The following is a 22561-nucleotide window of genomic DNA, read 5'->3' on the forward strand; positions in this document are numbered from 1 at the left end:
CCATACGAACGCGCACCCCCGAGTCACTGGGCGCCCGGCACTACGCCGATCGGCCCGAGGTCGCCCTCCACGCGGGTCCGGATGATCGGCGGGCGGTTCCAGAGGGCGAGGATCTCGTTGGCGAGGTCGACGACGGGCAGCGGGTCGGCGTCGCGGCGGGGCTCGACAGAGGCGGCGAGCAGGGTGCGCGGGACCGCCTCGGCGTCGAGGAGGACGCGCCAGTCCTCGGGGCAGAGCTGGAGGTACTCCAGCCTGGTGAGCCGGCTGATCTCCAGCGGGTCGGCGAGGGTGCCGGGGTAGGCGGCGAGGGTGCGCAGGCGAGGCAGTCCGACGACGGGGGCGAGACTGAGCGGCTCGTCCTCCCAGACGCCGATGCTGAGGACCTCCAGTCCGGGGTGGGCGGCGGCCTCGACCCCCGGCACACCGCGGAAGTTGACGTGGGCCACTACGGGCGGCCCGTCGTCGGCGCGACGGCGGCGGTTCTGCAGGGGCCCGCGCAGCACCAGGTCGGTGAGGGAATCGGCGACCAGGCTCGCGCCGATGTTCTCCTCATGGCTCAGGATGATGATCTGCCCGACGTGTCCGCCCGGTCCGGGGGTCAGGTCGACCGCGAGGCGGTCGCCCCCGCCGTTGTCGCCGAAGGCGACCCAGCCGGGCGAGCCGACGAGTCCCTGCACCGCGGCGTCGGGCGGGGTGAGGACCGCCTCCTTCGCGGCGAACCGCCACAGGGAGGGCCGGGAGGCCACGTCGGCCACATACAGCTCGTCCAGGGAGAACAGTTCGCAGCCGACCGCCTCGTACTCCCGCTCGGCCGCCGTGTCGCCCTCGGCGTGGTCCTGCCAGCGAGCCCGCGTCACCCGGTACAGCACCTTGAGTTCGTCGGGCAGGGGAACGCCGAGGCGCTTCTCGGCGGCGGCGATCTCCTCGTCCGTGGCACCGATGGCGCCGGGCATCCGCTCACGCAGTTCCCGCTCCAGCAGCTCCAGGTCCGCGGTCGGGGCCGGGGCGGCGCCGGGGACGGGTTCGGGCAAGCGGCGCCAGGGCTCCGGGAGAGCGCCCTCGACCAGGAGCAGCGAGCCGGGGTGCGGGCTGCCGACGCCGGACTCCACGGCGGGACTCGGTCCGAGCAGCCGGAGCACGGCCGTGCCGGTGGGTGCGATCGCCGCGGTGAACGAGACCCCGTCGATGCCGGTGTCGGTGAGCGCGTCCTGGACCCGCCGTACCGCGTCGAACTCGTCCTGCATGTCCTCGATCCGGGACGCCCGGCCCGGTTTCGGGGTGCGCCGCCGCACGGGCACGCTCCAGGCGCCCCGGCTGATCTGCCCGGCCACCTGGTGCCCGGCCGCCGCCCGCTCGTTGCCGTCCCGCAGCACCCTCAACAGCGGTTGCCAGGTGGTGAAGTCGCGGAGCGTGGACAAGGGGACCTCCGGAGGTTCCGTCGAGCGGGGCCCGGCGATTGTCGCGGGCGACGGCAGGGGGTCCGGCTCCCACCCCGCCGTTGAAGCGCTTCCGGCCGCGTACCGGGTGACGGGGACGGCCCCCGGCGGACGTGGCCGAGTGCCGTTCACCAACCTGACCGGCACCGTACGTCGGATCGGACCTGTCGGATCGGGCACGACAGTGATACGGAAGTGACAGAAACCGCGTACATGACGCCCGGCTGAGCTAGCCTCGACTCCTGAAAGCGAACTGACGTACGCGGAACGTGACTTCGGGGGTGTTGTGTCAGACCAGCGGCCGGTGCCACCGCGCTCGACGGCAGACGAGGCTCCGGCGCTGCGGAAGACGGGCGCCCTTCCTCTGCGCCCCGGCGATCCGGGCCGTATCGGCCCGTATGTGTCGCTGGGGCTGCTCGGCAGCGGGGGTATGGGGCGCGTCTATCTGGGGCGCCCCACGGACGGCGGGCCCGAGCTCGTCGCCGTCAAGGTGATCAGGCCCGAGTACGCGGAGGACGTCCGCTTCCGGCGCCGCTTCGAGCGCGAGGCGGCCGTGCACGGCCGGGTCCGCACCGCGCACATGCCCAAGCTGTGCGGCACAGGGTTCGAGGACGAACTGCTGTGGATGGCCACCGAGTACCTGCCCGGCATCGATCTCGCGGACGCCGTGAACGAGGAGGGTCCGCTGCGGACCGCCGCCGTCTGGCGGCTCCTGGCGGAGCTCGGGCAGGCGCTCGCCGACCTCTCGGACGCGGGCATCGTGCACCGGGACCTGAAGCCCTCCAACGTCCTGGTCTCCGCCCGGCGCGCCCACGTCATCGACTTCGGCATCGCGAAGGCCGCCGACGCGAGCGCGATCACCGGGACGGGCGACCGGGTGGGCACACCGGCCTACATGTCACCGGAGTACCTGCGCACCGGTGAGTGCGAAACGCCCTCGGACGTGTTCTCGCTGGCCTGCACCCTGGTCTACGCGGCGACGGGCACCGCCCCGTTCGGCGACGGCACCGGGGTCGACGTGATGCATCGGGTCGCCTTCGAGGAGCCCAACGCGAAGGTGATCCGGCAGCTCGCCGAGTCCGACGAGGCCCTCGCCACGCTGCTGTGGTCCTGCCTCGCCAAGGAGCCGGGGCGCCGGCCCACACCGCAGGACCTGGTCCGGACGGCGGGGCCCCGTACCGGCCCCTCCGGCACCTTCGACTGGCCCGAGCCGCTGGGCGGCATGGTGCTCGTCCGGCAGCAGGCGTACGAGGAGCTGTGTCGGCTGCCCCTCGTGCAGGCCCCCGTCTTCCCGGCCGCCGACGGCGCGGCGGAGCAGGCACCGGCGTCCGCCGCCGAGCCAACCGGGCCCGCCGCCGAGGATCCCCGGCCCGCCGCGGCCGACTCCGCCGGACCCTCGCAGGGGGCAGCCCCCGACCCGGCGGGCGGCCGGGCGGCGTTAGACCCGGCGGCGCCCACCCGGACACGCCGCAAGCGGGCGCTGGCGATCGGCGGCGCGGGCGTCGCGCTCTGCGCGGTGGCCGCGGGCGTCTTCGTCCTCACCCGTCCGGACTCCTCAAGCACCGCCGCACCGGAGACGGGCACCTGGTCGACCGGGAAGAGCGCACCCGACGACGCCGTCTCCCCCTCGACGTCCGGGAAGTCGAAGGGCGCACCCGACCCGGACGGCGGCGGCTCCTCGCTCTCGGAGGTGTCGGGCAAGGAGAAGGACAAGGGCAAGGACGACAGTGCGGCCATCGACGGTACGTCGGCACGCCCCGACGCCTCCGCGCCCGCCGAGGACGACCGGGCCGCCGGCACCGATCCGGACACCCCGGTCGACGACGGCTCCGATGCCCCGGACGACCCCGAACCGACCCCCAGCGACCCGACGGCCGACTCCGGTGATCCGGCCTGGCTCACGGACTGCACGTACTACCCGGGCAACGGCCGCACCCGTCTCGGCGACAGCGGCAAGCGGGTGCTCCAGGCGGAGTGCATCCTGAGCAAGCGCGGCTACGGCGTCAGCGTGGACGGTGAGTTCGACAGCGGGACGGAGGCCGCCGTCGAGGAGTTCCAGAACGCCGTGGGACTGAAAGCGAACGGTGTCGTCAACCGCAGGACCTGGTCCGCGCTGCGCAGCCCGGAGTGAGGGTTGCGCCCCCGCACCCCTGAAGAGGATGCGGGGGTGCCGACAGGTCAGCCGGTGAGGCCGGACTTCTTCAGCCACTCCTCGGCGACGACGCTCGCGTCCTCCTTGTCGTTGGCGAGCTTCTTCATCATCTCCAGCAGGTCCTCGGTGGTGAGCTTCGCGGAGACCGCGTTGAGCGCCTCCCTGGCCTTGGTGTCGACGGCCTTCTTGTAGACGAGGGGCGTCACGTTCTGCGAGGAGAAGAGGTTCTTCGGGTCCTCCAGGACGACCAGCTTGTCCTCGATGATGGCGGGGTCGGTGGTGTACAGGTTGGCGGCCTGCACCTTGTCGTCCTTGAGCAGCTTCACGAGGGTGGCCTGGGCGCCCGCGTCGAGCGGCTGGAACTTGCCGAACTCCACGCCGTACACCTTCTTCAGACCGACCCCGCCCTGGGTGCGGGTCTTGAACTCCGAACCGGCCCCGAGGGTCAGGTCGCCCGCGACGGGCTTGAGGTCGGCGAGGGTCTTCAGGTTGTACTTCTTCGCCGTCCCCGCGGTCACCGTGACCGAGTCCTTGTCCTCGGCCGCGGCGGAGTCGAGTATCTCCACCGACTTCGGGAGTTTGGCCTTCAGTTCGGCGTTGATCTCCTCGGTGCCGGTCGCGGTGCTGTTCTTGTCGACGGCCACCGACAGCAGGGCGCCGTTGTACTCGGGGAAGACGTCGATACCGCCCTTGACGATCTGGTCGTAGTAGACCTCGCGGGCCCCGATGTCGAACTTGCGGGTGACCTTCAGGCCCTTGTCCTCCAGGGCCTGTGCGTAGATCTCGGCGAGCAGCTGGTTCTCGGGGAAGTTGGCCGAGCCGACGACCAGGGAGGAGCCGCCGCCACCGCTGTCGCCCGTCAGCGGATTGTCGTCGCTGTCGCTCCCGCCGCCGCAGGCGGTGAGGGACAGGGCGGTGATCAGGCCGAAGGCGACGCCTCGGTACATGCCTCGCATGGTTGTTTCCTTTCTCATGGCCCGAAGGGCGGGGAAGAGCGGAAGAACGGAGGAGTTCAAGAGAACGCCGGAGTCCGGGAGACCGACGGAGTTCAGGATTTCGGCGCCGAGACCCTCAACCCCGGTGAGACGACTGCCCGCCCCAGCGCGGTGAACGCGGCCTGCACGACGAGCGCCAGGGCGACCACGACCGCGGAGCCCCCGATGACCAGCTCGTAGTCGTTGCGGGCGAGCCCGTCGACGATGAAGCGGCCGAGGCCGCCGAGCCCCGGGTAGGCGGCGACGGTCGCGGTGGCCACGACCTGGATCGCGGCCACCCGCAGGCCCAGCAGGATCAGCGGCAGCGCCATCGGCACCTCCACCTTCACCAGGACCTCCCACTCGGTCATGCCGACGCCGCGCGCGGCGTCCCGGGTGGCCGGGTCCACGCCCCGGACACCCTCGAAGGTGTTGATGAGGATCGGCGGTACCGCGAGCGCGACCAGGGCGACAAGCACCGGGGCCGTGCTGAGCCCGGCGAGCGTCACGACGAGGACGACGAGGCCGAAGGTGGGGATCGCGCGGGCGAGGTTCGCGACGCTCGCCACGGCGAACGCCCCGCGCCCGGTGTGTCCGACGAGCAGCCCGGCCGACAGACCGATCAGGGCGGCGCACAGCAGCGACAGACCGCTGTAGGTGAGGTGCTCCAGGAGTCGTGCGGGGATGCCCTCGTCGCCGTGCCACTGTGCCGACGAGGTCAGCCAGTCCGCCACGAGCCGGATCTGGTTGAGGAAGTCGTTCATGCCGTCGTCACCCTGCTCCGGGACCAGGGGGTGAGCAGTCGCTGCGCGAGGACCAGCAGGGCGTCGGTGACGAGCGCGAGCAGCATGATCAGCACGATGGCGGTGACGATCGGCGTCGGGAAGTCGAGCTGGAGGCCGCGGGTGATGTAGTAGCCGAGGCCGCCCTGGCCGATGAGCTGGCCGACGGCGACGAGGCTGATGGAGGAGACAGCGGCGACGCGCACGCCGGCGATGACGACGGGTACGGCGATGGGCAGCTCGACCTGGAGGACACGGCGGACGGTGCCGAAGCCCATGGCGGTCGCGGCGAGCCGGACCGGCTCGGGGACCGAGGCGAGACCGTCGACCACGTTGGGCACGAGCACCGACAGCGTGTACAGCGTCAGCGGGATCATCACCGTCTGTTCGGTCAGCCCCGTGTAGCGGACGAAGACCATGAACAGGGCCAGCGACGGGATCGAGTACAGGATGTTCGCCACGGTCAGGACCGGCGGGTAGAGCCGGCGCCTGCGGTGGCAGAGGATGCCCAGCGGCACCGAGACAAGCAGGCCGAACAGCACCGGCAGCAGACCGAGTCTCAGGTGGAGGGCGGTGTAGTCGGCCAGTTCGGCGGTGTGGTCGGCTATCCACTGCCACCGGACCAGCGGTTCTCCGTCGCTCATCGGTCACCGCCCGTGCTGTCGGCGGCCACCGGGCTCCCGGCCGCGTCCGTACGGTTGGCGGGGGCCGCCCCGGCGGTCAGCTCGTACGCGTCGGCCACGCCGACGACCCTGCCGTCGGCGTCCACGCCCACCGCGAGCCGGGCGGGCGACAGCAGCGCCGAGTCGAGGGCGGCCCGCGCCGAGTCCCCGACCAGGCTGAAGGTGTGGCCGAGCGGCACCAGGGCGGCGTCCGCGAGGGTGCCGCTTCCCGGCAGGTCGGCGACCGGGGTCCAGCCGAGGGGTCTGCGCGCGTCGTCGACGACGAGCACCCAGGGCTCGTCCAGAGCGCGGGCCTCGGTCGCGGGCGAGGTGACCGGCAGCACCGGGCCCTCGCGCAGCGGCAGTCCGCCGGCCTGGACGAAGGACAACCGGCGGATGCCCCGGTCCTGGCCGACGAATCCGGCGACGAAGTCGTCCGCGGGGTCGGCGAGCAGCCGCTCCGGGGTGTCGAACTGGGCGAGCCTGCCGCCTTCCCGGAACACGGCTATGCGGTCGCCGAGTCTGATCGCCTCGTCGATGTCATGGGTGACGAACACGATCGTCTTGTGGAGCTCCTTCTGCAGCCGGGCGAACTCGGTCTGGAGTTCGGCCCGCACGATGGGGTCGACCGCGCTGAACGGCTCGTCCATGAGCAGCACCGGCGGGTCGGCGCCCAGTGCCCTGGCCACGCCGACGCGCTGCTGCTGCCCGCCGGAGAGCTGGTTGGGATAGCGCTTCGCCATCTCGGCGGGCAGCCCCACCAGCTCGAGCAGCTCGGCCGCCCGGGCCCGCGCTTTCTTCTTGCTCCAGCCGAGGAGCAGCGGCACGGTCGCGATGTTGTCGAGGACCGTGCGGTGCGGGAAGAGGCCCGCGTGCTGGATCACGTAGCCGATGCCGCGGCGCAGCTCGGGCGCGTCGACCTCGCGGATGTCCCGGCCGCGCAGGCTGACCGTGCCGGCCGTGGGTTCCACCATGCGGTTGATCATCCTGAGGGTGGTGGTCTTGCCGCAGCCGGAGGGTCCGACGAGGATCGTGATGGCGCCCTCGGCGAGCTCCACCGTGACCTCGTCGACGGCCGTCGTACCGTTCGGATATTTCTTGCTCACCGCGTCGAATCTGATCAAGAGTGCCCCTTACCCGACTGCATATGCCCATTCACACTTGTCCGTGACTGAATGACAGTCAATGGACTTTCATGAACGGCACGTTACGTTCACACGATGCCGGTCCGGCGGGCGCCCGGAACATGCGGATCAAGCGGCTTATATTCCCTTTCGTGTGCCACGGCCGCCCGCCGGGCGGCCGTGCTTTCCTGGAGTCATCATGACCAACGTCGACGTGCACCAGCATCTGTGGACCCCCTCGCTGGTGGCGGCCCTGCGGTCCCGCCGGGAGCCGCCGTTCATGGACGGCTGGACCCTGTTCCTGGACGGGGAGCCGCCTTACGAGGTGGCGCCCGCCGCCCATGACGTCGCCCGGCGTGCGGAGCTCGCCGCCGCCGACGGCCTCGGCCGGGCCCTCGTCTCGCTGTCCTCCCCGCTCGGCGTCGAGTGGCTGCCCGGTGATCAGGCGCGTCCCCTGCTCGACGCCTACCACGAGGGCGCGGCCGCCCTCCCCGAGCCGTTCGGGGCATGGGCCGCCGCCTGTGTACGGGACGTCGACGCGGCCGCCACCGCCGAGGACCTCGACCGGGGCGGGTTCGCCGGTCTGCAGTTGCCGGCCGACGCCCTCGCCGACGCTGCCGGCTACGCGCGCTGCGCCCCGCTGCTGGACCTGCTGGAGGACCGTGACCTCCCGCTGTTCGTGCATCCCGGCCCGGCGGGGAAAGCGGGCGCCGAGGGGCCGGGCTGGTGGCCGGCGATGGTGCCGTACGTGCAGCAGATGCACGCCGCCTGGTTCGCCTTCCGTGCCTTCGGCCGGCCCCGCCATCCCCGGCTGCGGGTCTGCTTCGCCCTGCTGGCCGGGCTGGCGCCGTTGCACGGGGAGCGCTTCTCCGCCCGTGGTGACACGGCGCTCGCGGGGACGGACGCGCGGGTGTTCGTGGAGACGTCGTCGTACGGCCCCACCGCGGTGGACTCGGTCGTGCGGGCCCTCGGGGTGGACGCGGTGGTCCAGGGCTCCGACCGGCCCTACGCGGAGCCGCCGCTCCACCCCGGCTTCGGCCTGGGGGGAGCGGCGGCGTACGCCTTCCGTATCGCCAATCCACGGCGGCTGCTCACGGGCGAGGACTGAACCGCTGTCAACGGCCGGTACGGATCAGGCCCGTCAGATAGCGCCACAGCGACGAACGCTGCCGGGCGGAACGGTCCCGTGCCACCGACCCGGCCAGCCCCGGCTCCGTCACCGCCTCCCCCGCGAGGTCCGTCTCCGCGGGTTCGGCCGTGGACGGCCCGGAGGTCGGGGCCAGGGTGTAGCGGACGGGCAGTGAGCGCAGACCGCGCATGAACGGCGAGGAACGCCAGGGAAGTTGGTCGACGGGCAGCGCCAGCTCCAGATCGGTGAACCGCTCGAACAGGCGGCCTACACCGACCGCCGCGACGGTGGAGGCCAGCTCGCGGGCGGGGCACTGGCGGCGGCCGGCGCCCCAGGAGAGGTGCGCACGGGTGCTGACCGTGGTGTTCGTCGCCGCGTGGCCGGCGAAGACCGGGTCGGCGTGCGCGGCGGCGGAGGAGACCCAGACCGGGTCGCCCGCGCGGATGGTGTAGTTGCCGAGCGGGGTGTCCTTGGCGGCGAAGCGCGGGACGAAGTTCACCAGCGGCGGCTTGCGCATGACCACCCGGTTCATGGTCTCCCGGACCATGCCGGCGGACAGGCTGGCGCGGATGCTGCCCTCGCCCGAGAGGACCTCGACGACGGTGTTGGAGATGAGGATGCCGACGTGGTCGGAGGTCATGCCCAGCAGCATGAACAGCTCGCGGGCGAGTTCGTCGAGCGTGAGGCCGGGATGCGCGGCGAGGAGGTGGGAGGGGAAGTCGTCCCCGGGGGTCTTGAGCTTCTGCGCCGCCAGGTCGGCGAGGGCCGCCAGCAGGCGTTCCAGGGCAGGCTCGGCGTCCGGGCCGGCGTCCAGCACCCGCCACATGTCCATGAGCGCGTCGTCGCCCTGGGAACCGGGGAAGCCGAGGAGGTGGCTGGCCGCCATCAGCGGCAGCGGCCGTGAGTACTGGGCGGACAGGTCCGCCAGGCCCGTACCGCCGGCCTGGCCCACCAGCGTGATCAGGTCGTCGGCGCAGGCGGTGACGGCCGCCTTGAGCCGCTTGGCCTGGGCGTGGCGCGGGTCCTGGAACGGCCGGAGCGCGGTGTCCCACGCGGTCCGCAGCGGCTTGTACCCGGCGCCGCCCTGGATCAGTACGTGGTTGACCTCCAGGGAGGGACCGAGCGGCCAGTCGGCGGGCACCCGGCCCTCCGAGCGGGCCCGCCAGTTCTCCAGTCCCTTGGGCCAGCCGTCGTCGTCCTGGAGCACCTCCAGGGACTCCTTGTAACCGAGGACCAGCCAGGCGGGGACGCCCAGCAGATCGACCGGTGCGACCGCGCCGTGCCGCTGCCGCAGCCGCTCGTACACGAGGGAGGGGCGCATCTCGTAGTCCCGGGTCAGCAGCGGTTGGGGATCCAACGCCTCCAACCGCCGGTCGTCCGCGTCCACGGACCCGCCCTCGCCCGTCTGGGATTCCACCGCCATGCCGCCCCTCCGACACTCCCCGTACCGGCGCACCTTCATTCGGTAGCCGGAACCGGTGGGGACCTTACCCCAGGCCAACCCGTCGGAGAACGACGGGTAGCCGGATTCACAGGCAGGGACACGACAAAGGGGTCACGCGTCGCCAAAGGTCGCGGCACCCCGGTGCCGGCGGGTGTCCGGCCTCCCCGCGCCAGGCCGTCAGTGCCGTGCCACCACCCGCAGGGTTTTGACCGACTGGTCGGCCGCGTCCGGGATGAGGACGCCGTGCTCGACGCCGCTGCGCAGGTAGTCGAGGACCGCGTCGGTGATCACCTCGCCGGGGGCGATCACGGGGACGCCCGGCGGGTACGGGCTGATCATCTCGGCGGCGATGCGGCCCGCCGCCCGCTCGGCGGGCACATGGTCGACCTCGGCGAAGAACGCGTCGCGCGGCAGCATCGCCTGCTCCAGCTCCAGTGCCGACGCCTCCGGCAGATGGACCGGCGGCTGCCGTTCGATGGTGTCGGCGCTCTCGACGAGGGCACGCAGGGAGTCGAGCAGGATCTTCTCGGTCCCGTCGTCGTCGGCGTGGGTGATCGAGGCGCTGATCCGGCAGGTGTCGGACCCGCCGACGTCCACGTGACGGTGGGTCCGCAGCCACTCGGCGGCCTGCATGCCGCTGATGCCCAGTTCCCGTACGTCGATGACCAGCTTCAGCGGGTCGAACTCGGCGGCGAGGCCCTCGTCGACAACCTCCCGACCCATCGGCCGCAGGCCGGGCAGTTCACCCGCGGTGGCCCGGATCCGGTGGACGCGGCGCACCGCCGCCTCCAGCAGGTCGTGTCCCTGCTGGACCATCTGGCGGCGCCAGCCGTCGAGCGTCGCGAACACCAGCGACGAGGCGCTGGTGGTGCCGAGCAGGTCCTCGCGCTGTTTGAGGGCCTCCGGCGAGACCCGGTCGTACTGGAGGTGGAAGACGGAGCTCTGCTCCACGGCGCTGCCCATCTTGTGGACGCTGGTGACCACCAGGTCGGCCTCGGCGTCCATGCCCCAGGCGGGCAGCGCGGGGTGGAACGGCAGATGGGCGCCCCATGCCTCGTCGACGATGAGGGGGATGTCGTACTCGTGGCACACCCGGGCCACGCCCCGGATGTCGGCGCAGGTTCCCCAGTCGGTGGGGGTGATCAGCAGCATGCCCTTGGCGTCCGGGTGTTCCTCCAGACGGCGGCGTACGTCGTCCGGCTCCGGGGGGTGGGCGATGTGCCGTTCGGTGTCGAACTTGGGGTGGACCCAGATGGGTTCGACTCCATTGACGACGACGGCGGCGATCACGGACTTGTGGGCGTTGCGGGAGAGCAGCATCTTCTCGCCGGGGCCGGCCACGGAGAGCATGGCGGTCTTCACCGACAGGGAGCTGCCGCAGGTGGAGAAGAAGGCGTGCTCGGCGCCGACGGCGTCGGCCATCAGCTCCTGTGCCTGGCTGATGACGCCCTGGGACTGGCGGCGGTCGTCGAGCCCGTTGAGGGAGAGGACGTCGGAGCGGAAGACGTCGAGCCCGACGATCTCCGCGACTCGCGGGTCCACACCGCGGCCCTGCCGGTGTCCGGGCGGCCCGAACACCGTGTCGCCGCGTCGCCGGAACTCTTGCAGCGCCTCCAGCACGGGTACCCGCGAGTGGTCCATGGCTCCTCCAGATGGGGTCCCGTCCGCGCGGCACGCTCGGCACCGCGCACGTACACCCACCGGGTTGCACGTGCGGGGCCCTCGAAACGCGCCGATCACCGCATGGGCGGCCCTGCAGGGGCCGAAGGGTCGGTCATCGCCCGCCGCGGGCGGCCTTCACGAAGGCGGTGATCAGGGCGGGGTCCTTGACGCCTCGGCTCCGTTCGACGCCGCTGGACACGTCGACGCCCCAGGGCCGTGCCGTGTCGATGGCGTTCCGTACGTTGTCGGGGGTCAGGCCCCCGGCGAGGAGCCATTGGGCACCGGGGTCGGCCACCGGCATCCGGGACCAGTCCCAGGCCATGCCGGAGCCCGGTACGGGCGCGTCGAGCAGCAGCATGTCCTCGCCCATCTCGCCGCAGCACGGCACCGAGTCGCCGAACGCGGCGGCGCGGATCAGCGTGCGGCCGTCCGCCGCCAGCGCGTCGTAGTAGCCGCGGTCCTCCGATCCGTGCAGCTGGACGGCGCGGATGCCCGACTCGGCGGCCAGGGACCGTACGTCGTCCAGGCTCTCCCCGCGGAAGACCCCGACGGTGAGGATGTGCTCGGGGATCCGGCGGGACAGCCGGGCGGCGGTCGCCGCGTCGACGCGGCGCGGGCTGGCGGTGAGGACGAATCCGATGGCGTCGGCGCCCGCCTCGACGGCCGCGTCGACGTCCTCCTCGGTCCGCAGCCCGCAGATCTTGATGAAAAGGGAGTCACTGGAGTTGCTCACCGCCCCAGACTGCCTCATCGGGGGCGCCCACGGGACCGCGACCTGCCTGTCCGGAGGGTGTGCGGCTCAGTCCCACGCCCCGGACAGCCGCCGGGTGACGACCGTGCTGAGGACGCGGACCCCCCGGGTGGAGCCGGGGTCGATGCCGGTGAGTTCCCGTACCCGGCGCAGGCGGTAGTCCAGGGTGCGGGTGTGCACGTTGAGGGCGGCGGCCGTGGCACCGCGGTGCATGTCGTGGCGGTAGTACGCGTCGAGGGTGACGAGGAGGTCGGGGCCCGGCTCCAGCCGCCCCACCAGCGCGCGGAGCCACGCGTCGACGAACGGTACGTCCGCGACGGCGACCTCGGTGAACACATCGGCCACGGTGTACGGCCGCAGCCGCTCGGACACCGGGCGCAGCGGGGCCGCCCGGCTGACCCGCCGGGCCCGGTCGAGGGCGTCGGCCAGCTCGGAGACCGGCGCGGCGGCGGTGCCGACGGCACAGGGCCGGCCGAGGGCCCGGGCGAGGTCCCGTACGGGGGTGGCGACGAGGTCGGGCACGGAGTGCGCCGGCGTGGTCTCGGCGAGGTCCCGGGACAACGGCACCAGGACGATCAGTTCACCGTCCTTTTCACCGCTCTCGGTGGAGCGGGTGACCAGTACGTGGTGGGTTTTCACCAGTATCTCGATGTCGGGGTCCAGGGTGCTGTCGTCGGCGGGGCGGCCGGGGGCCCGGATCACCGTCACCGCGCAGAATTCGGGCAGTTCCGTGTCCGTGACGGCGGCGAGTTCGGCCGCCATGGGATCACCGGTGAGCAGTGACCGGGCCAGCAGGTCGATTTGCTCGACGTACGGCAAACGGCGTCGCATTACCGTCACGAAACCCTGCCGGTAGGCGCTTATTCCCCGCTCTCCCTGCGGGGCGAACCAGCTCATCATCCGCATGAGTTCTTCCACTCCGCTGCCGCGCTGCGCCTCGATCGCCTCGTTGATCTCACGCAGCATGAGCGCGGTGTGCAGGCGCAGTACTTGCTGTCGCGAAGAGGGTGACATTCCCGCATCGGCCCGCACCTCGCCCATCAGAGAGATGGAGTCGAGGTCGGTGTCGCTCAACTCGTCGTTGTCCGGGGAGAGTTCTACGGTACGCCGCCGCAGCCACACCGCGTACTCCAGCGTCTCGGCCCTGGCTCGCCGGTTCGTGTCCAGGATCGCGAACTCCGGAATCTCACGCGCGTACGTCTCGACCTCCCGGCGGGCGTTGGTCGACGCCTGCCGGGCCAGCTCGGCGAAGAGGCTCCCCATGGCAGGAGCATCCCATTCCGCCGGAACCGGCCGACAGACCGGTTCCGGACCCCTTCATCACTGTGCGCAAAGCCGAAGCCGGGATACCTACGGCGCTTTTGTCACAGTGCGCAAAATTCCCGGATCAGGGCGTTCTCGCCCATCGACTCCACTTGTGGAGGCACTGTGAAGTCGGCTTAATGGGGACCGATTCCGGCCCGCGGCCCGCAATCACCGGGGGAATCAATACGGATTCGGTCCGGAAATCTCTCAGCCTGCGCGCCGGGTGCCGGCGCACCACCGAAACGGGAGGGACACACCGTGAAAGCGAGTATCCGAAAGAGAATCGCGGCGGCGGCAGCGGTCATGGCCACGTCGACGGCGCTGCTGCTGAGCGCTCCGGGCTCCGCCTCGGCCGCCCCCGCCGCCGTGCCCAGCCTGCGGGCGTTCGGGATCACCGGCGACGGCACGGTGATGGCCACGTTCACGACCGACCGCCCCGACATCCTCAACTGGGTCAGGGCCGTCGTCGGGCTCAGCGGTGACACGGCCCTGGTCGGCATCGACTTCCGGGTGCAGGACGGACTGCTGTACGGGGTCGGCAACAAGGGCGGCATCTACACGATCAAGATCCCGACGACCGGCCAGGACGTCGTGGTCACCAAGGTGTCCCAGCTCCAGTACGCGCTGAACGGCACCACGTTCGGCGTCGACTTCAACCCGGCGGCCGACCGGCTGCGGGTGATCAGCGACAACGGCCAGAACCTGCGGCACAACCTGAACGACCACTCGACCATCCAGGACCTGAACCTCACCACCCCGCCCACCGAGGGCACGACCAAGGGTGTCACCGCCGCCGCCTACACGAACAACGACCTCAACGCGGCCACCGCGACGACGCTGTTCGACGTCAACACGAACACCGACCAGGTCGTGATCCAGTCCCCCGCCAACAACGGCACGCTCGCCCCGACCGGCAGCCTCGGCGTCGATGCCCAGCTGAAGGCCGGCATGGACATCTACAGCACCCTGAGCGGCGGGCGGACGGTCGACAACGCCGCCTTCGCCTCCCTCACCCCGTCGGGTGCGAGCACCCCGACGCTCTACACCGTCGAACTCCTCACCGGCCAGGCGACCCCGATCCGTCAGTTCCCGCTCAACATCACGGATCTGGCGATCAGCCTCACCGGCAGCTGACCCCTCCCCGTCCGGGTCACCGCAGGGTGGCGGGGTCGAGGTCCGTTCCGACGACGAGGGTGACCACGCCCCGCGCGGCGCCCGCGTCCTCGGCGGCCCGGACGTCGGGCAGGCGCGAGGTGAGGACCTTCGCCTGCTTCGCCAGGTCCTGCGGGTAGGTGACCGTCGTCTTCGCGGTGGTCTCGGGGGCGTTGCCCGTACCGACGACGGTGATCCCGGCCGCGCGCAGCTTCTCGGCGACGGCGGCGGCGCGCCCCGTGACCCCGGTGCCGTTGAGGACCTGGACCCGTACGTTCGAGGCGTAGACGAGGCCCTCCTTGGCCCGGGTCTGGAACTGCTTCTTGTCGACCTCGCGGTCCTTGGCGAGAGCGGTGAACAGGTCGGCCGCGTAGGGGTACTGCCAGACGACGTTGGCGCGATCGCTCGGGACGTCCGCCTCGCGGGGGTAGTTGGGAACCGTCAGGAAGGTCAACCGGTCGCTGGGGATGCCCTTCAGTTCGGAGGCGAGGTCGTACAGCGGGTCGATGCCCGCGAGATCCTCGTCCGTGGTGAGGGACTTGGTGGCGGACTGCATGAAGTCGTACAGCGCGCCGGGGCTGGTCAGTTTGGACTTCGCCTTGGCGGCGAGGGCCTCCATGAACTCCTGCTGGCGTCCGATGCGCCCGATGTCGGTGCCGTCGCCGACGGCGTAGCGGGTGCGGACGTAGCCGAGGGCGGTCTCGCCCTTGACGGTCTGGCAGCCGGGTTCCATGTCGAGGAGGGCGTTCTCGTCGTGGATGGCCTGCTCGGGGCAGACCTCTATGCCCTCCAGGGCGTCGACCATCCCCTTGAAGCCGGAGAAGTCGACGGACATGAAGTGGTCGATGCGCAGCCCGGTGTTGGCCTCGACCGTCCGGATCGAGCAGGCGGCGGCCCCGGCGACCTCGCCGGTGGAGCCGCCGATCGCGAACGCCTCGTTGATCTTGGCCCGGTGCGGGCCCGAGGTGCCGCCGCCGCCTTTCTCGCACGCCGATATCTCGACCCACGAGTCACGGGGGAACGACACCACGGTCGCCCACTTCCGGTCCGCGGGGATGTGCAGCACCATCAGCGTGTCCGACTGCATGGTGGTCAGGTTCCGGCCGTACTTGGCGTTCTTCCCGTCACGGCTGTCCGAGCCCACGACCATGATGTTCTTGGACCCGGGGCTGAGGTTCACCGGACGGTTCCCGCCGAGCTTGTCGTCGACGTCGGCGGCCGTGATGTTGTCGTCGAGGTCCTTGTACACCCAGGCGCCGACCCCCGCGACACCGAGCACGACCACCGCGGACACGCCCGCGACCCAGCCGACGATCCTGCCCCGCCGTGTGAGCCGCGTTCCCCCGCTCCCGATCCCGGCACGCCGCCTTCCCGTACCACCCACCGGCGTTCCCCCCGCCTCGGCCGCACCCGGCCGGTCGACTGACTCTCCACGCCCGGCACTTGTGATCACCGAACCCGAGGACTCTATCCCTGGAGAGATACGCAAGGACGCCCAACTCGGCTCACCCACCCCGCCGGCCACGCCCCGGTGCGGGGCTCAGCCGCAGATCTGGCGGCCCCACTCGCCGTACGGGTAGCCCGTGTTGACACCTGTGTCGGCGCTGCCGGTGCCGCAGGAGCGGGTGTTGGGGGTGTAGACCATAAGGCTCCACTGATAGGGCTCGCCCGCGGCCACGTTGCCGCGGCCCACGGTCAGGGCCGGGCCGTCGGCGCCGGCGGGGCGGGTGATCTCCGCGTTGTTGCGGCAGGGATGCCCGCTGCAACTGGTGGTGTTGGACTGGACGCGGATCCACTGTGTCAGGCAGGTGTTGCTGTAGCGCATCTCGATGGTGCCGACCTGACGGGTCGTGCCGGGCAGATAGAGGGGCGCGGAGGCGAGGGTCTTGGCGTTCGAGGCGCAGCCCGTGGCCGCCGGGTCTGCGCCGTCATAAGGGCTGGCGGCATGGGCGGGGGAAGCGCCCTGCACGGTGAAGACTGTCGCGAAGGCGGCTGCGACGAACGCCATCGCCAGCGTCTTGCGGCGGCCGCCGCTGTTCAACTCGAGCATGTCGTGTGTCCCATTCCGATCGTCGGGTTCCTGGTCGTGTGTTCATGGCCCTGGAACTGCCAGGGACTTCAGCACAGGCGGACATCCGGCAGTTGGTTGTCCGGATGGCTGATGTAGATGTTGGAGATGTAGCCGCCGTACTGGGGCAGATACGCCCACCAGTCGTTGGTGTACGGGGGAACGGAGACGGACTGGCCCTTCTTCTGGCAGCCCACCAGTACCTCCACTCCGGCGGGCAGTCGGGTCAGCGCGTTGTTCCCGATGCGCGGTTCACTGCGGACAGCGACCTCGGAACTCCACGTTCCGTACCACTTTCCGGTCGGCGCGACGCCACCGGGAACATGCAGCGAACGGGTCAGTCGACCGATGTCGGTGTATGCCTTCCCGTAGGACGTACCTGCCTGGTGCTGGGTGAAGACGGCCACGATGGAGCGGTCCCCGGCCCCGACGGTGCCGGTGGAGTGCAGGACCGGGCGGGTCAGGTCCACGGCCGCGGCGGCGGCGGGCTCGGCATCCGTCGCCGTCCCGGCCGGGACGGTGCTCGCGGGGCCGCACGTGCCCTCCGGGTACGAGTCGCCCGACCAGCCCTGCTTCACGGCCCAGGGGCGCTTGAAGGCGCCGGCGATGCCGAAGTGCTGGTCGAACTTGTCCGACGCGCAGCGGGTCGACTGACGCAGGTTGTCCATGATGAAGGTGCGTACGGACGTGGGGGCCTTTTCCAGGATGTAGCGGTAGACCGTCACCGTGTCGCGGGCCGACATGGCGGTGTAGCCCCAGTAATTCGGGTCGGCGGGGGGCTCCGTGTCGCTCAGTTCGAGGTTGTCGCGCATACGGGTGACGATCGATGTGGAGCCGTGGTTCGACCAGTAGGAGTTGGCCGCGTCGTCGTCGCTGCCGCGGAGCATGGGTTCCAGCCAGGCACGGTCGGCGGCCGGAACAGGGGAGCCGGGGTCTCGGTTCCAGAAGTAGTCCAGGACCATCAGCAGTTTGACGATCGAGGCCGAACGGAATTGCGTGCCCGCGTTCAGCTGCTCGGTGAAACTGCCGGTCCGCCGGTCGAAGACGGCGACCCCGGCGGTGACACCGACGGGCACGACGGCGCTTGTACGTGCGGCGGCCGAGGGGGCGTCGGGTCGTGCCGGGGCGGCGGCAGCCGAAGGGGAGAACACGGCGCCGACGAGGGTCAGGGAGAGGAACGCCGTGACCGTGGAGAGAAGACTCCTGTGTCTGCGACCCGTGGTGGCCTTGGTGGAGGCGGTGCAGCGCATATCGTCATCGACCTTCACGTGAGGAGAGGGCAGGGCGCGGCCAGGTGCGTGGGGTGACATCGGCGACCGTGGCGCGGGTCGCGCGCCCGTCGGGGACGCGCGACCCTGCTGTTCCGCCGCGTGTCAGGGGCACTGGCGGATCTGCTGCTTCCAGACGTCGGGGTTGCCCGTGTTCAGGTACCAGTCGTTGACGTAGCCCCAGCGGCTGTTGGGGAGCTCGATGGACATCCAGTAGCGGTAGTTGGCGTTGTCGTAGGCCCCGTCGCCGAGCTTCCAGCAGGACAGGCCGACCTCGTCGCCGTTGTACAGCCTGCTGTAGGCGGGCTCGATGGACTCGTAGTCGTAGCCGGGGCCCCGGCGCACCAGCAGATACGAGCCCGGGTCAATGCCGGTGACCGTGGTGCAGGAAATCCGGCTGCCGGACCTCTCGCACTGGTGGATCGCGGCGTTCGCAGGTGTCGCCGTACCCAGGAGCGCCGCCACGGCGACCGCCGTGCTCGCCGTGGCCAGCGTTTTTCCGCGTCCCATGCGCATGTCGGGTGTGCCCTTTCGTTTCACTTCAGTACCGCACCGAAGCTTGCCGACCCGCGCCCCGCAACCGCCCTCCCTTTCGGTCAGGACCGAAACCCGCTGGTCGCGGCCTGTGGCCATGTGCTGCACAAGCGCCGATCAGCTCCCGGCGGCAAGCTCGACCCCAACGCGGCGCACCCGTCGAGGACTGACGTCGCGTCCGTGCGACCGGGCCGTCACCTGCCCCAGATCTTCCGGTACGCCTCCTGGTAGCCGGACGGGTTCCAGGTGGTGGCGCCCTCGCTGTTGTCGGCGGTGGTGATGTGCACGGGGGCCACATATCCGCTGGCGGGGCTGTCGGAGAAGGCCCGGTTGAACTCGTCGACGATCTGCCAGCCCTGGAGGGACAGCGGCTCGGGCACGGTGGCCGCCTGGTACTGGCGGCTGTTGATGCGCTGGAAGGCGGACGGGTCGCCGTCCCCCGCACCGATGTTGAAGGGCGGACCCGAGCCCTTCCGCCCGGCGGCGCGGAACGCCGGGGCGGCGTCGGCGAAGTACAGGTCGTTGATGGCCACGGAGTGGGTCCAGCGGTCCTGGAAGCGGGAGAGCAGCGAGGACACCTCTCGGGGCGTGCGGCTGCTCGCGTCCGGGATCGGGATGTTCTCGTAGGCCAGCAGCCGTACGCCCCGGCAGGTGGCCAGCTCTTTTCTGATCAGCTCGGACTTGTGCTTGGCGAAGGGGATCGAGGCGTCGGTGAACACCACGACCCCGGCGTTCCCGTCGGAGTCCGCGATGACCCACTGGGCGCTGAACCTGGCCACCTCCTCGACGCGCGTGGTCACGTTGGTGAAGAGCGGGGGCTGCCTGCTGGGGCCGGGCGAGGCGACCGCGTGCCAGCCGACGAGCGGGATGTCCGCCGCGTTCGCCCGGGCGACCTGCTGCGACGTCGAGTTGGGGTCGAAGCCGCCGATGACGATGCCGGACGGCCTGAGGGCGAGGGCCTCGCTCATCGCCGCCTGGATGCCCGCCGGGGTGCCGCCGCCGTCGATCACCCGGACGTTCCAGCCGATCACCCGCGCGGCCTCCCGTACACCGTCGGCGGCCCCGGCGACACCCGGGTTCGTCATGGTCTGCGCGACGAAGACGAGGGTCCTGTCGGCCACCGCCCTCGGGCCGGTCGTCGGCCCGTTCCAGGGGGCGTCGGTCCGCTCCGCCCTGCCGACGGCGTCCTCGGCCCTGGCGCGGACCGCCGGACAGCCGTCCGCGGTGGCGGTTGAGTCCCCCGAGTCGCTCGACGAGCCGCGTTCGCAGCCGGTCAGCGCGGCGGCCACCGCCAGCAGGAGGGCGGCGGCGGACCGGGTCGTGCGGGTGCCGGGGGCGGGGGTGCGGGGGTGGTGCACGGGGGCTCCTCGCGCAGGGGTGCGGGGCTCGGTGCCGCTGCGGGCGGTCAGGTTCATGGGCCACCGTCCTCGGGCGTCACGGCCGCGGCGTCGGGGGTGGTGGCGGCCCCGGTGCGCAGCCGACGGCGCGCGGAGTAGCCCGCCAGGCCGACGGCGAGCAGCAGGGTGCCGCCGTGGAACAGCGGGACCGTCCAGAACTCGGCGCCCAACTGGGCGATGCCGGTGAGGCCGACGGCGAGGACGGCGACCGCCACCAGGGTGCCCAGGGGGTTGGGGCGGCCGGGCCGGATGGCGGTGGCCCCGAGGAGGGCGCCGACGAAGGCGGGCAGCAGATAGTCGAGGCCGACGCTCGGGTTGCCGAGCTGCTGCTGGGCCGCGAGCAGGACGCCCGCGCAGCCGACGATCAGCCCCGAGGTGGCGAAGGCGCACACGGTGTACTTGCGGACCGGGATGCCGACGAGGTCGGCGGCGCGCGGGTTGGAGCCCACGACGTACAGGTACCGGCCGAGCGGCAGCCGCTCCAGCACCACCCAGAGGACGACCGTGAGGGCGAGAACGTAGAAGGCCGGGACGGGGAGGCCGAGGAACGTGGAGTCGTAGAGGTCGGTGAAGCCGTCCGGCAGTCCCTCCGGGCCGGGGACGATCCGGCCGCCGTCGGTGAGCCAGCCGGTGACGGCGTACATCATGCTGCCGGTGCCCAGCGTCGCGATGAGGGAGTCGATCCGGCCGAACTCGACGATGACGCCGTTGAGGACGCCCACGGCCGTTCCCCCGGCGACCACGACGAGGCAGGCCGGCGGCCAGGGCCAGCCCGCGTCGACGATGAGGTGCAGCACCATGACGTGCGCCAGCCCGAGGCCGTAGCCGAGGGAGAGGTCGAACGCCCCGGTGACGATGGGGACCATCGCGGCCAGGGCGAGGACGGCCGGGATGGACTGCGTGGACAGGATCGAGTCGAGGGTGTCCAGCGTGGGGAAGGTGCGGGGCAGGGCGAGGGAGAAGACCAGGTAGAGCAGGCCGGTGAGGACCAGGAGTCCGTACGCGCCGGCGAGATGCCCGGCGCGGCGGGCCGGGTGGTGGGGGCGGCCCGGTCGGCTCACAGGATTCCGGCGGCTCAGCGGGTTCCGGCGGCGCGGCGGGGGCGGGGCCGTCATGGGGTCCCGGCGGTTCGGGAGGGGGGCAGGGCCGAGGCCGCCCGGGTGAGGGCGTCGACGGTGAGGGCGGGGCCGCTCAGCTCGGTCGTCACGGTCCCGCGGACGAAGACCAGGGCGCGCCCGCAGACGCCCGCGACCTCCTCGGAGTCGGTGGAGAGCAGCAGGACGGCGAGGCCCCGGGTGAGCGCCTCGTCGAGGAACCGGTGGATGGCGGCCTTGGCCCCGACGTCGACGCTCGCCGTGGGCTCCTCCAGGATCAGCAGGACGGGTGCCGCGCGGAGCCAGCGGCCGAGCATGACCTTCTGCTGGTTGCCGCCGGACAGCGTGGCGATGCCGGCCTCGCTGTCGCGGGGCCGGACGGAGAGCCGGTCGATCAGGGCGACGGCGTCGGCGCGTTCCTGGCGGGGCCGGATCCAGCGTGGCGCCCGCGCGCCCGCCGCGCCCGGGTTGGCCAGCAGGTTCTCCCGTACGGTCAGCTCGGTGAGGCAGCCCTCCCGCTGCCGGTCCCCGGGCACGAAGGCGACCCCGAGGGCGACCGCCTCCGGAACCGTACGGGGCCGGTAGGGGCGGCCCGCCAGCAGGGCGCGTCCACCGAGGAGAGGCCGGGCGCCCGCGAGGGCCCGGCCGAGGTCCATGTGTCCGGCGCCGGACAGCCCGACCAGGCCCACGGCCTCCCCGGCTCTCAGGGCGAGGTCGACCGGTCCGGCTCCGGCGGTCCGTACGCCGTCGAGCAGCAGGACGGGCGGGCCGTCGGCGCGGGCCGGGGCCGGGCGGTGGCCGACGGGTTCCTCACCGGTGATGTCGCGGACGAGGCTGCCGGGGGCGTGGCCCGCCAGGGGGCCGTGGCGGACGAGGCGGCCGTCGCGCAGGACGGCGAAGGTGTCGGCGACCTCGTACACCTCGTCCAGGCGGTGGCTGACGTAGAGGATGCCGTGGCCGCGGTCTCGCAGGGTATGCAGGACGCGGAAGAGCCGGGCGCAGTCGGCGGCGGGGAGACGGGCGGTCGGCTCGTCGAGCACGAGGAGCTTCGCCCGTGCCGCGAGGGCGCGGGCGACGGCGACGAGGGAGCGTTCGGCGGGGGCGAGCCGGGACACGGTGGTGTCGGGGTCGAGATGGCCGGCGACGCTCCGCAGGGCCTCGGCGCAGCGCTCCCGGGTCCGGCGCCAGGAGATCAGCCCGGCGCGGCGGGCGTACCCGGTGCTCAGGGCGATGTTCTCGGCGACGGACATCCACTCCACCAGGCCGAGGTCCTGGTGGATGAAGGACATGCGGTGGGCGGCGGCGTGGCCGCCCAGGGGGTGCCCGTCGACCGTGATCCGTCCGGCGTCGGCCTGGTGGACGCCGGCGAGGATCTTGATGAGGGTGGACTTCCCGGCTCCGTTGGGTCCGAGGAGGGCGAGGACGCTTCCGGCGTGGACGTCGAGGTCGACCCCGGCCAGCGCGAGGGTCCCGCCGAACCGTTTGGTGAGCCCGCGGATGCGGACCAGCGGTTCCGTCCCGTCGGCGGGGACCTCCTGCGCAGAGGTGTCGTGAACGTCGTGCACGGACAGCTCCGGGGGTCGGCCTGGCGAGCTCTTCATGACTCGCGCCAGCGATAGTAACTGTA

19 protein-coding genes are annotated in these 22561 nt (G+C 71.8%); 3 read left to right on the plus strand and 16 right to left on the minus strand.

The features are described from left to right. Window positions 1-23: 23 nt before the first annotated feature. On the minus strand, window positions 24-1418 hold the full coding sequence (locus M8J73_RS32085; protein ID WP_055542174.1) for an SMI1/KNR4 family protein: 1395 nt from the start codon (window positions 1416-1418) through the stop codon (window positions 24-26). A gap of 322 nt (window positions 1419-1740) precedes the next feature. On the opposite strand from M8J73_RS32085, the gene M8J73_RS32090 reads away from it, so the two are divergent. Further along, complete coding sequence (locus M8J73_RS32090; RefSeq protein WP_274757664.1) at window positions 1741-3567, plus strand: protein kinase domain-containing protein; 1827 nt, start codon at window positions 1741-1743, stop codon at window positions 3565-3567. 47 nt (window positions 3568-3614) lie between these two features. Here M8J73_RS32090 and M8J73_RS32095 read toward each other — a convergent pair whose 3' ends face one another. The 4 genes from M8J73_RS32095 to M8J73_RS32110 all read right to left on the minus strand — a co-directional run bounded on the left by M8J73_RS32095 (window position 3615) and on the right by M8J73_RS32110 (window position 7130). Continuing rightward, the gene (locus tag M8J73_RS32095; RefSeq protein ID WP_079055187.1) at window positions 3615-4535 is read right to left on the minus strand and encodes an ABC transporter substrate-binding protein; all 921 of its coding nucleotides are present in this window, start codon (window positions 4533-4535) and stop codon (window positions 3615-3617) included. 101 nt (window positions 4536-4636) lie between these two features. Beyond that, window positions 4637-5326 carry an ABC transporter permease gene (locus M8J73_RS32100; RefSeq protein ID WP_055711172.1) on the minus strand — a complete coding sequence of 230 codons (690 nt, stop codon included), beginning with the start codon at window positions 5324-5326 and terminating at the stop codon, window positions 4637-4639. Then, complete coding sequence (locus tag M8J73_RS32105; protein ID WP_055539090.1) at window positions 5323-5988, minus strand: ABC transporter permease; 666 nt, start codon at window positions 5986-5988, stop codon at window positions 5323-5325. Before M8J73_RS32105 ends, M8J73_RS32100 begins: the two co-directional genes overlap by 4 nt. Next, window positions 5985-7130, minus strand: coding sequence for an ABC transporter ATP-binding protein (locus M8J73_RS32110; RefSeq protein ID WP_055539091.1), 1146 nt, complete (start codon window positions 7128-7130; stop codon window positions 5985-5987). Before M8J73_RS32110 ends, M8J73_RS32105 begins: the two co-directional genes overlap by 4 nt. A gap of 199 nt (window positions 7131-7329) precedes the next feature. Between M8J73_RS32110 and M8J73_RS32115 the strand changes: the two genes are divergently transcribed. Continuing rightward, window positions 7330-8238, plus strand: a complete 909-nt coding sequence (locus M8J73_RS32115; protein ID WP_055539092.1) for an amidohydrolase family protein — start codon at window positions 7330-7332, stop codon at window positions 8236-8238. Between the two features lie 7 nt (window positions 8239-8245). Here M8J73_RS32115 and M8J73_RS32120 read toward each other — a convergent pair whose 3' ends face one another. From M8J73_RS32120 to M8J73_RS32135, 4 genes are all read right to left on the minus strand, one after another. Beyond that, entirely contained in the window at window positions 8246-9682 is a 1437-nt protein-coding gene (locus M8J73_RS32120) for a cytochrome P450 (RefSeq protein ID WP_055539093.1), read from the minus strand. Window positions 9683-9880: 198 nt separating this feature from the next. Continuing rightward, window positions 9881-11344, minus strand: coding sequence for an aminotransferase class I/II-fold pyridoxal phosphate-dependent enzyme (locus tag M8J73_RS32125; protein ID WP_055539094.1), 1464 nt, complete (start codon window positions 11342-11344; stop codon window positions 9881-9883). 133 nt (window positions 11345-11477) lie between these two features. After that, entirely contained in the window at window positions 11478-12116 is a 639-nt protein-coding gene (locus M8J73_RS32130; protein WP_055539095.1) for a phosphoribosylanthranilate isomerase, read from the minus strand. Window positions 12117-12164: 48 nt separating this feature from the next. After that, on the minus strand, window positions 12165-13379 hold the full coding sequence (locus M8J73_RS32135) for a PucR family transcriptional regulator (protein ID WP_055539096.1): 1215 nt from the start codon (window positions 13377-13379) through the stop codon (window positions 12165-12167). Between the two features lie 345 nt (window positions 13380-13724). On the opposite strand from M8J73_RS32135, the gene M8J73_RS32140 reads away from it, so the two are divergent. After that, complete coding sequence (locus tag M8J73_RS32140) at window positions 13725-14555, plus strand: DUF4394 domain-containing protein (protein ID WP_055539097.1); 831 nt, start codon at window positions 13725-13727, stop codon at window positions 14553-14555. Between the two features lie 16 nt (window positions 14556-14571). On the opposite strand, the gene M8J73_RS32145 is transcribed toward M8J73_RS32140, so the two are convergent. The 7 genes from M8J73_RS32145 to M8J73_RS32175 all read right to left on the minus strand — a co-directional run bounded on the left by M8J73_RS32145 (window position 14572) and on the right by M8J73_RS32175 (window position 22535). Beyond that, the gene (locus tag M8J73_RS32145) at window positions 14572-15957 is read right to left on the minus strand and encodes an LCP family protein (protein ID WP_435025295.1); all 1386 of its coding nucleotides are present in this window, start codon (window positions 15955-15957) and stop codon (window positions 14572-14574) included. Between the two features lie 156 nt (window positions 15958-16113). After that, the gene (locus M8J73_RS32150) at window positions 16114-16623 is read right to left on the minus strand and encodes a DUF2690 domain-containing protein (RefSeq protein WP_055543189.1); all 510 of its coding nucleotides are present in this window, start codon (window positions 16621-16623) and stop codon (window positions 16114-16116) included. Between the two features lie 68 nt (window positions 16624-16691). Continuing rightward, window positions 16692-17891 carry a hypothetical protein gene (locus tag M8J73_RS32155; RefSeq protein ID WP_283947209.1) on the minus strand — a complete coding sequence of 400 codons (1200 nt, stop codon included), beginning with the start codon at window positions 17889-17891 and terminating at the stop codon, window positions 16692-16694. A 123-nt stretch (window positions 17892-18014) separates the two neighbouring features. Further along, entirely contained in the window at window positions 18015-18419 is a 405-nt protein-coding gene (locus tag M8J73_RS32160; protein ID WP_249829401.1) for a hypothetical protein, read from the minus strand. A 218-nt stretch (window positions 18420-18637) separates the two neighbouring features. After that, window positions 18638-19858, minus strand: a complete 1221-nt coding sequence (locus M8J73_RS32165; RefSeq protein ID WP_249829402.1) for a substrate-binding domain-containing protein — start codon at window positions 19856-19858, stop codon at window positions 18638-18640. Continuing rightward, window positions 19855-20955: an ABC transporter permease gene (locus M8J73_RS32170; RefSeq protein WP_249829403.1), complete on the minus strand. Its 1101-nt coding sequence runs from the start codon at window positions 20953-20955 to the stop codon at window positions 19855-19857. The genes M8J73_RS32165 and M8J73_RS32170 overlap by 4 nt, the downstream gene beginning before the upstream one ends. Beyond that, window positions 20952-22535: a sugar ABC transporter ATP-binding protein gene (locus tag M8J73_RS32175; protein ID WP_283947196.1), complete on the minus strand. Its 1584-nt coding sequence runs from the start codon at window positions 22533-22535 to the stop codon at window positions 20952-20954. The genes M8J73_RS32170 and M8J73_RS32175 overlap by 4 nt, the downstream gene beginning before the upstream one ends. Window positions 22536-22561 lie beyond the last annotated feature (26 nt).

This window comes from Streptomyces neyagawaensis, from assembly GCF_023516595.1.
Classification (GTDB): Bacteria; Actinomycetota; Actinomycetes; order Streptomycetales; family Streptomycetaceae; genus Streptomyces; species Streptomyces neyagawaensis.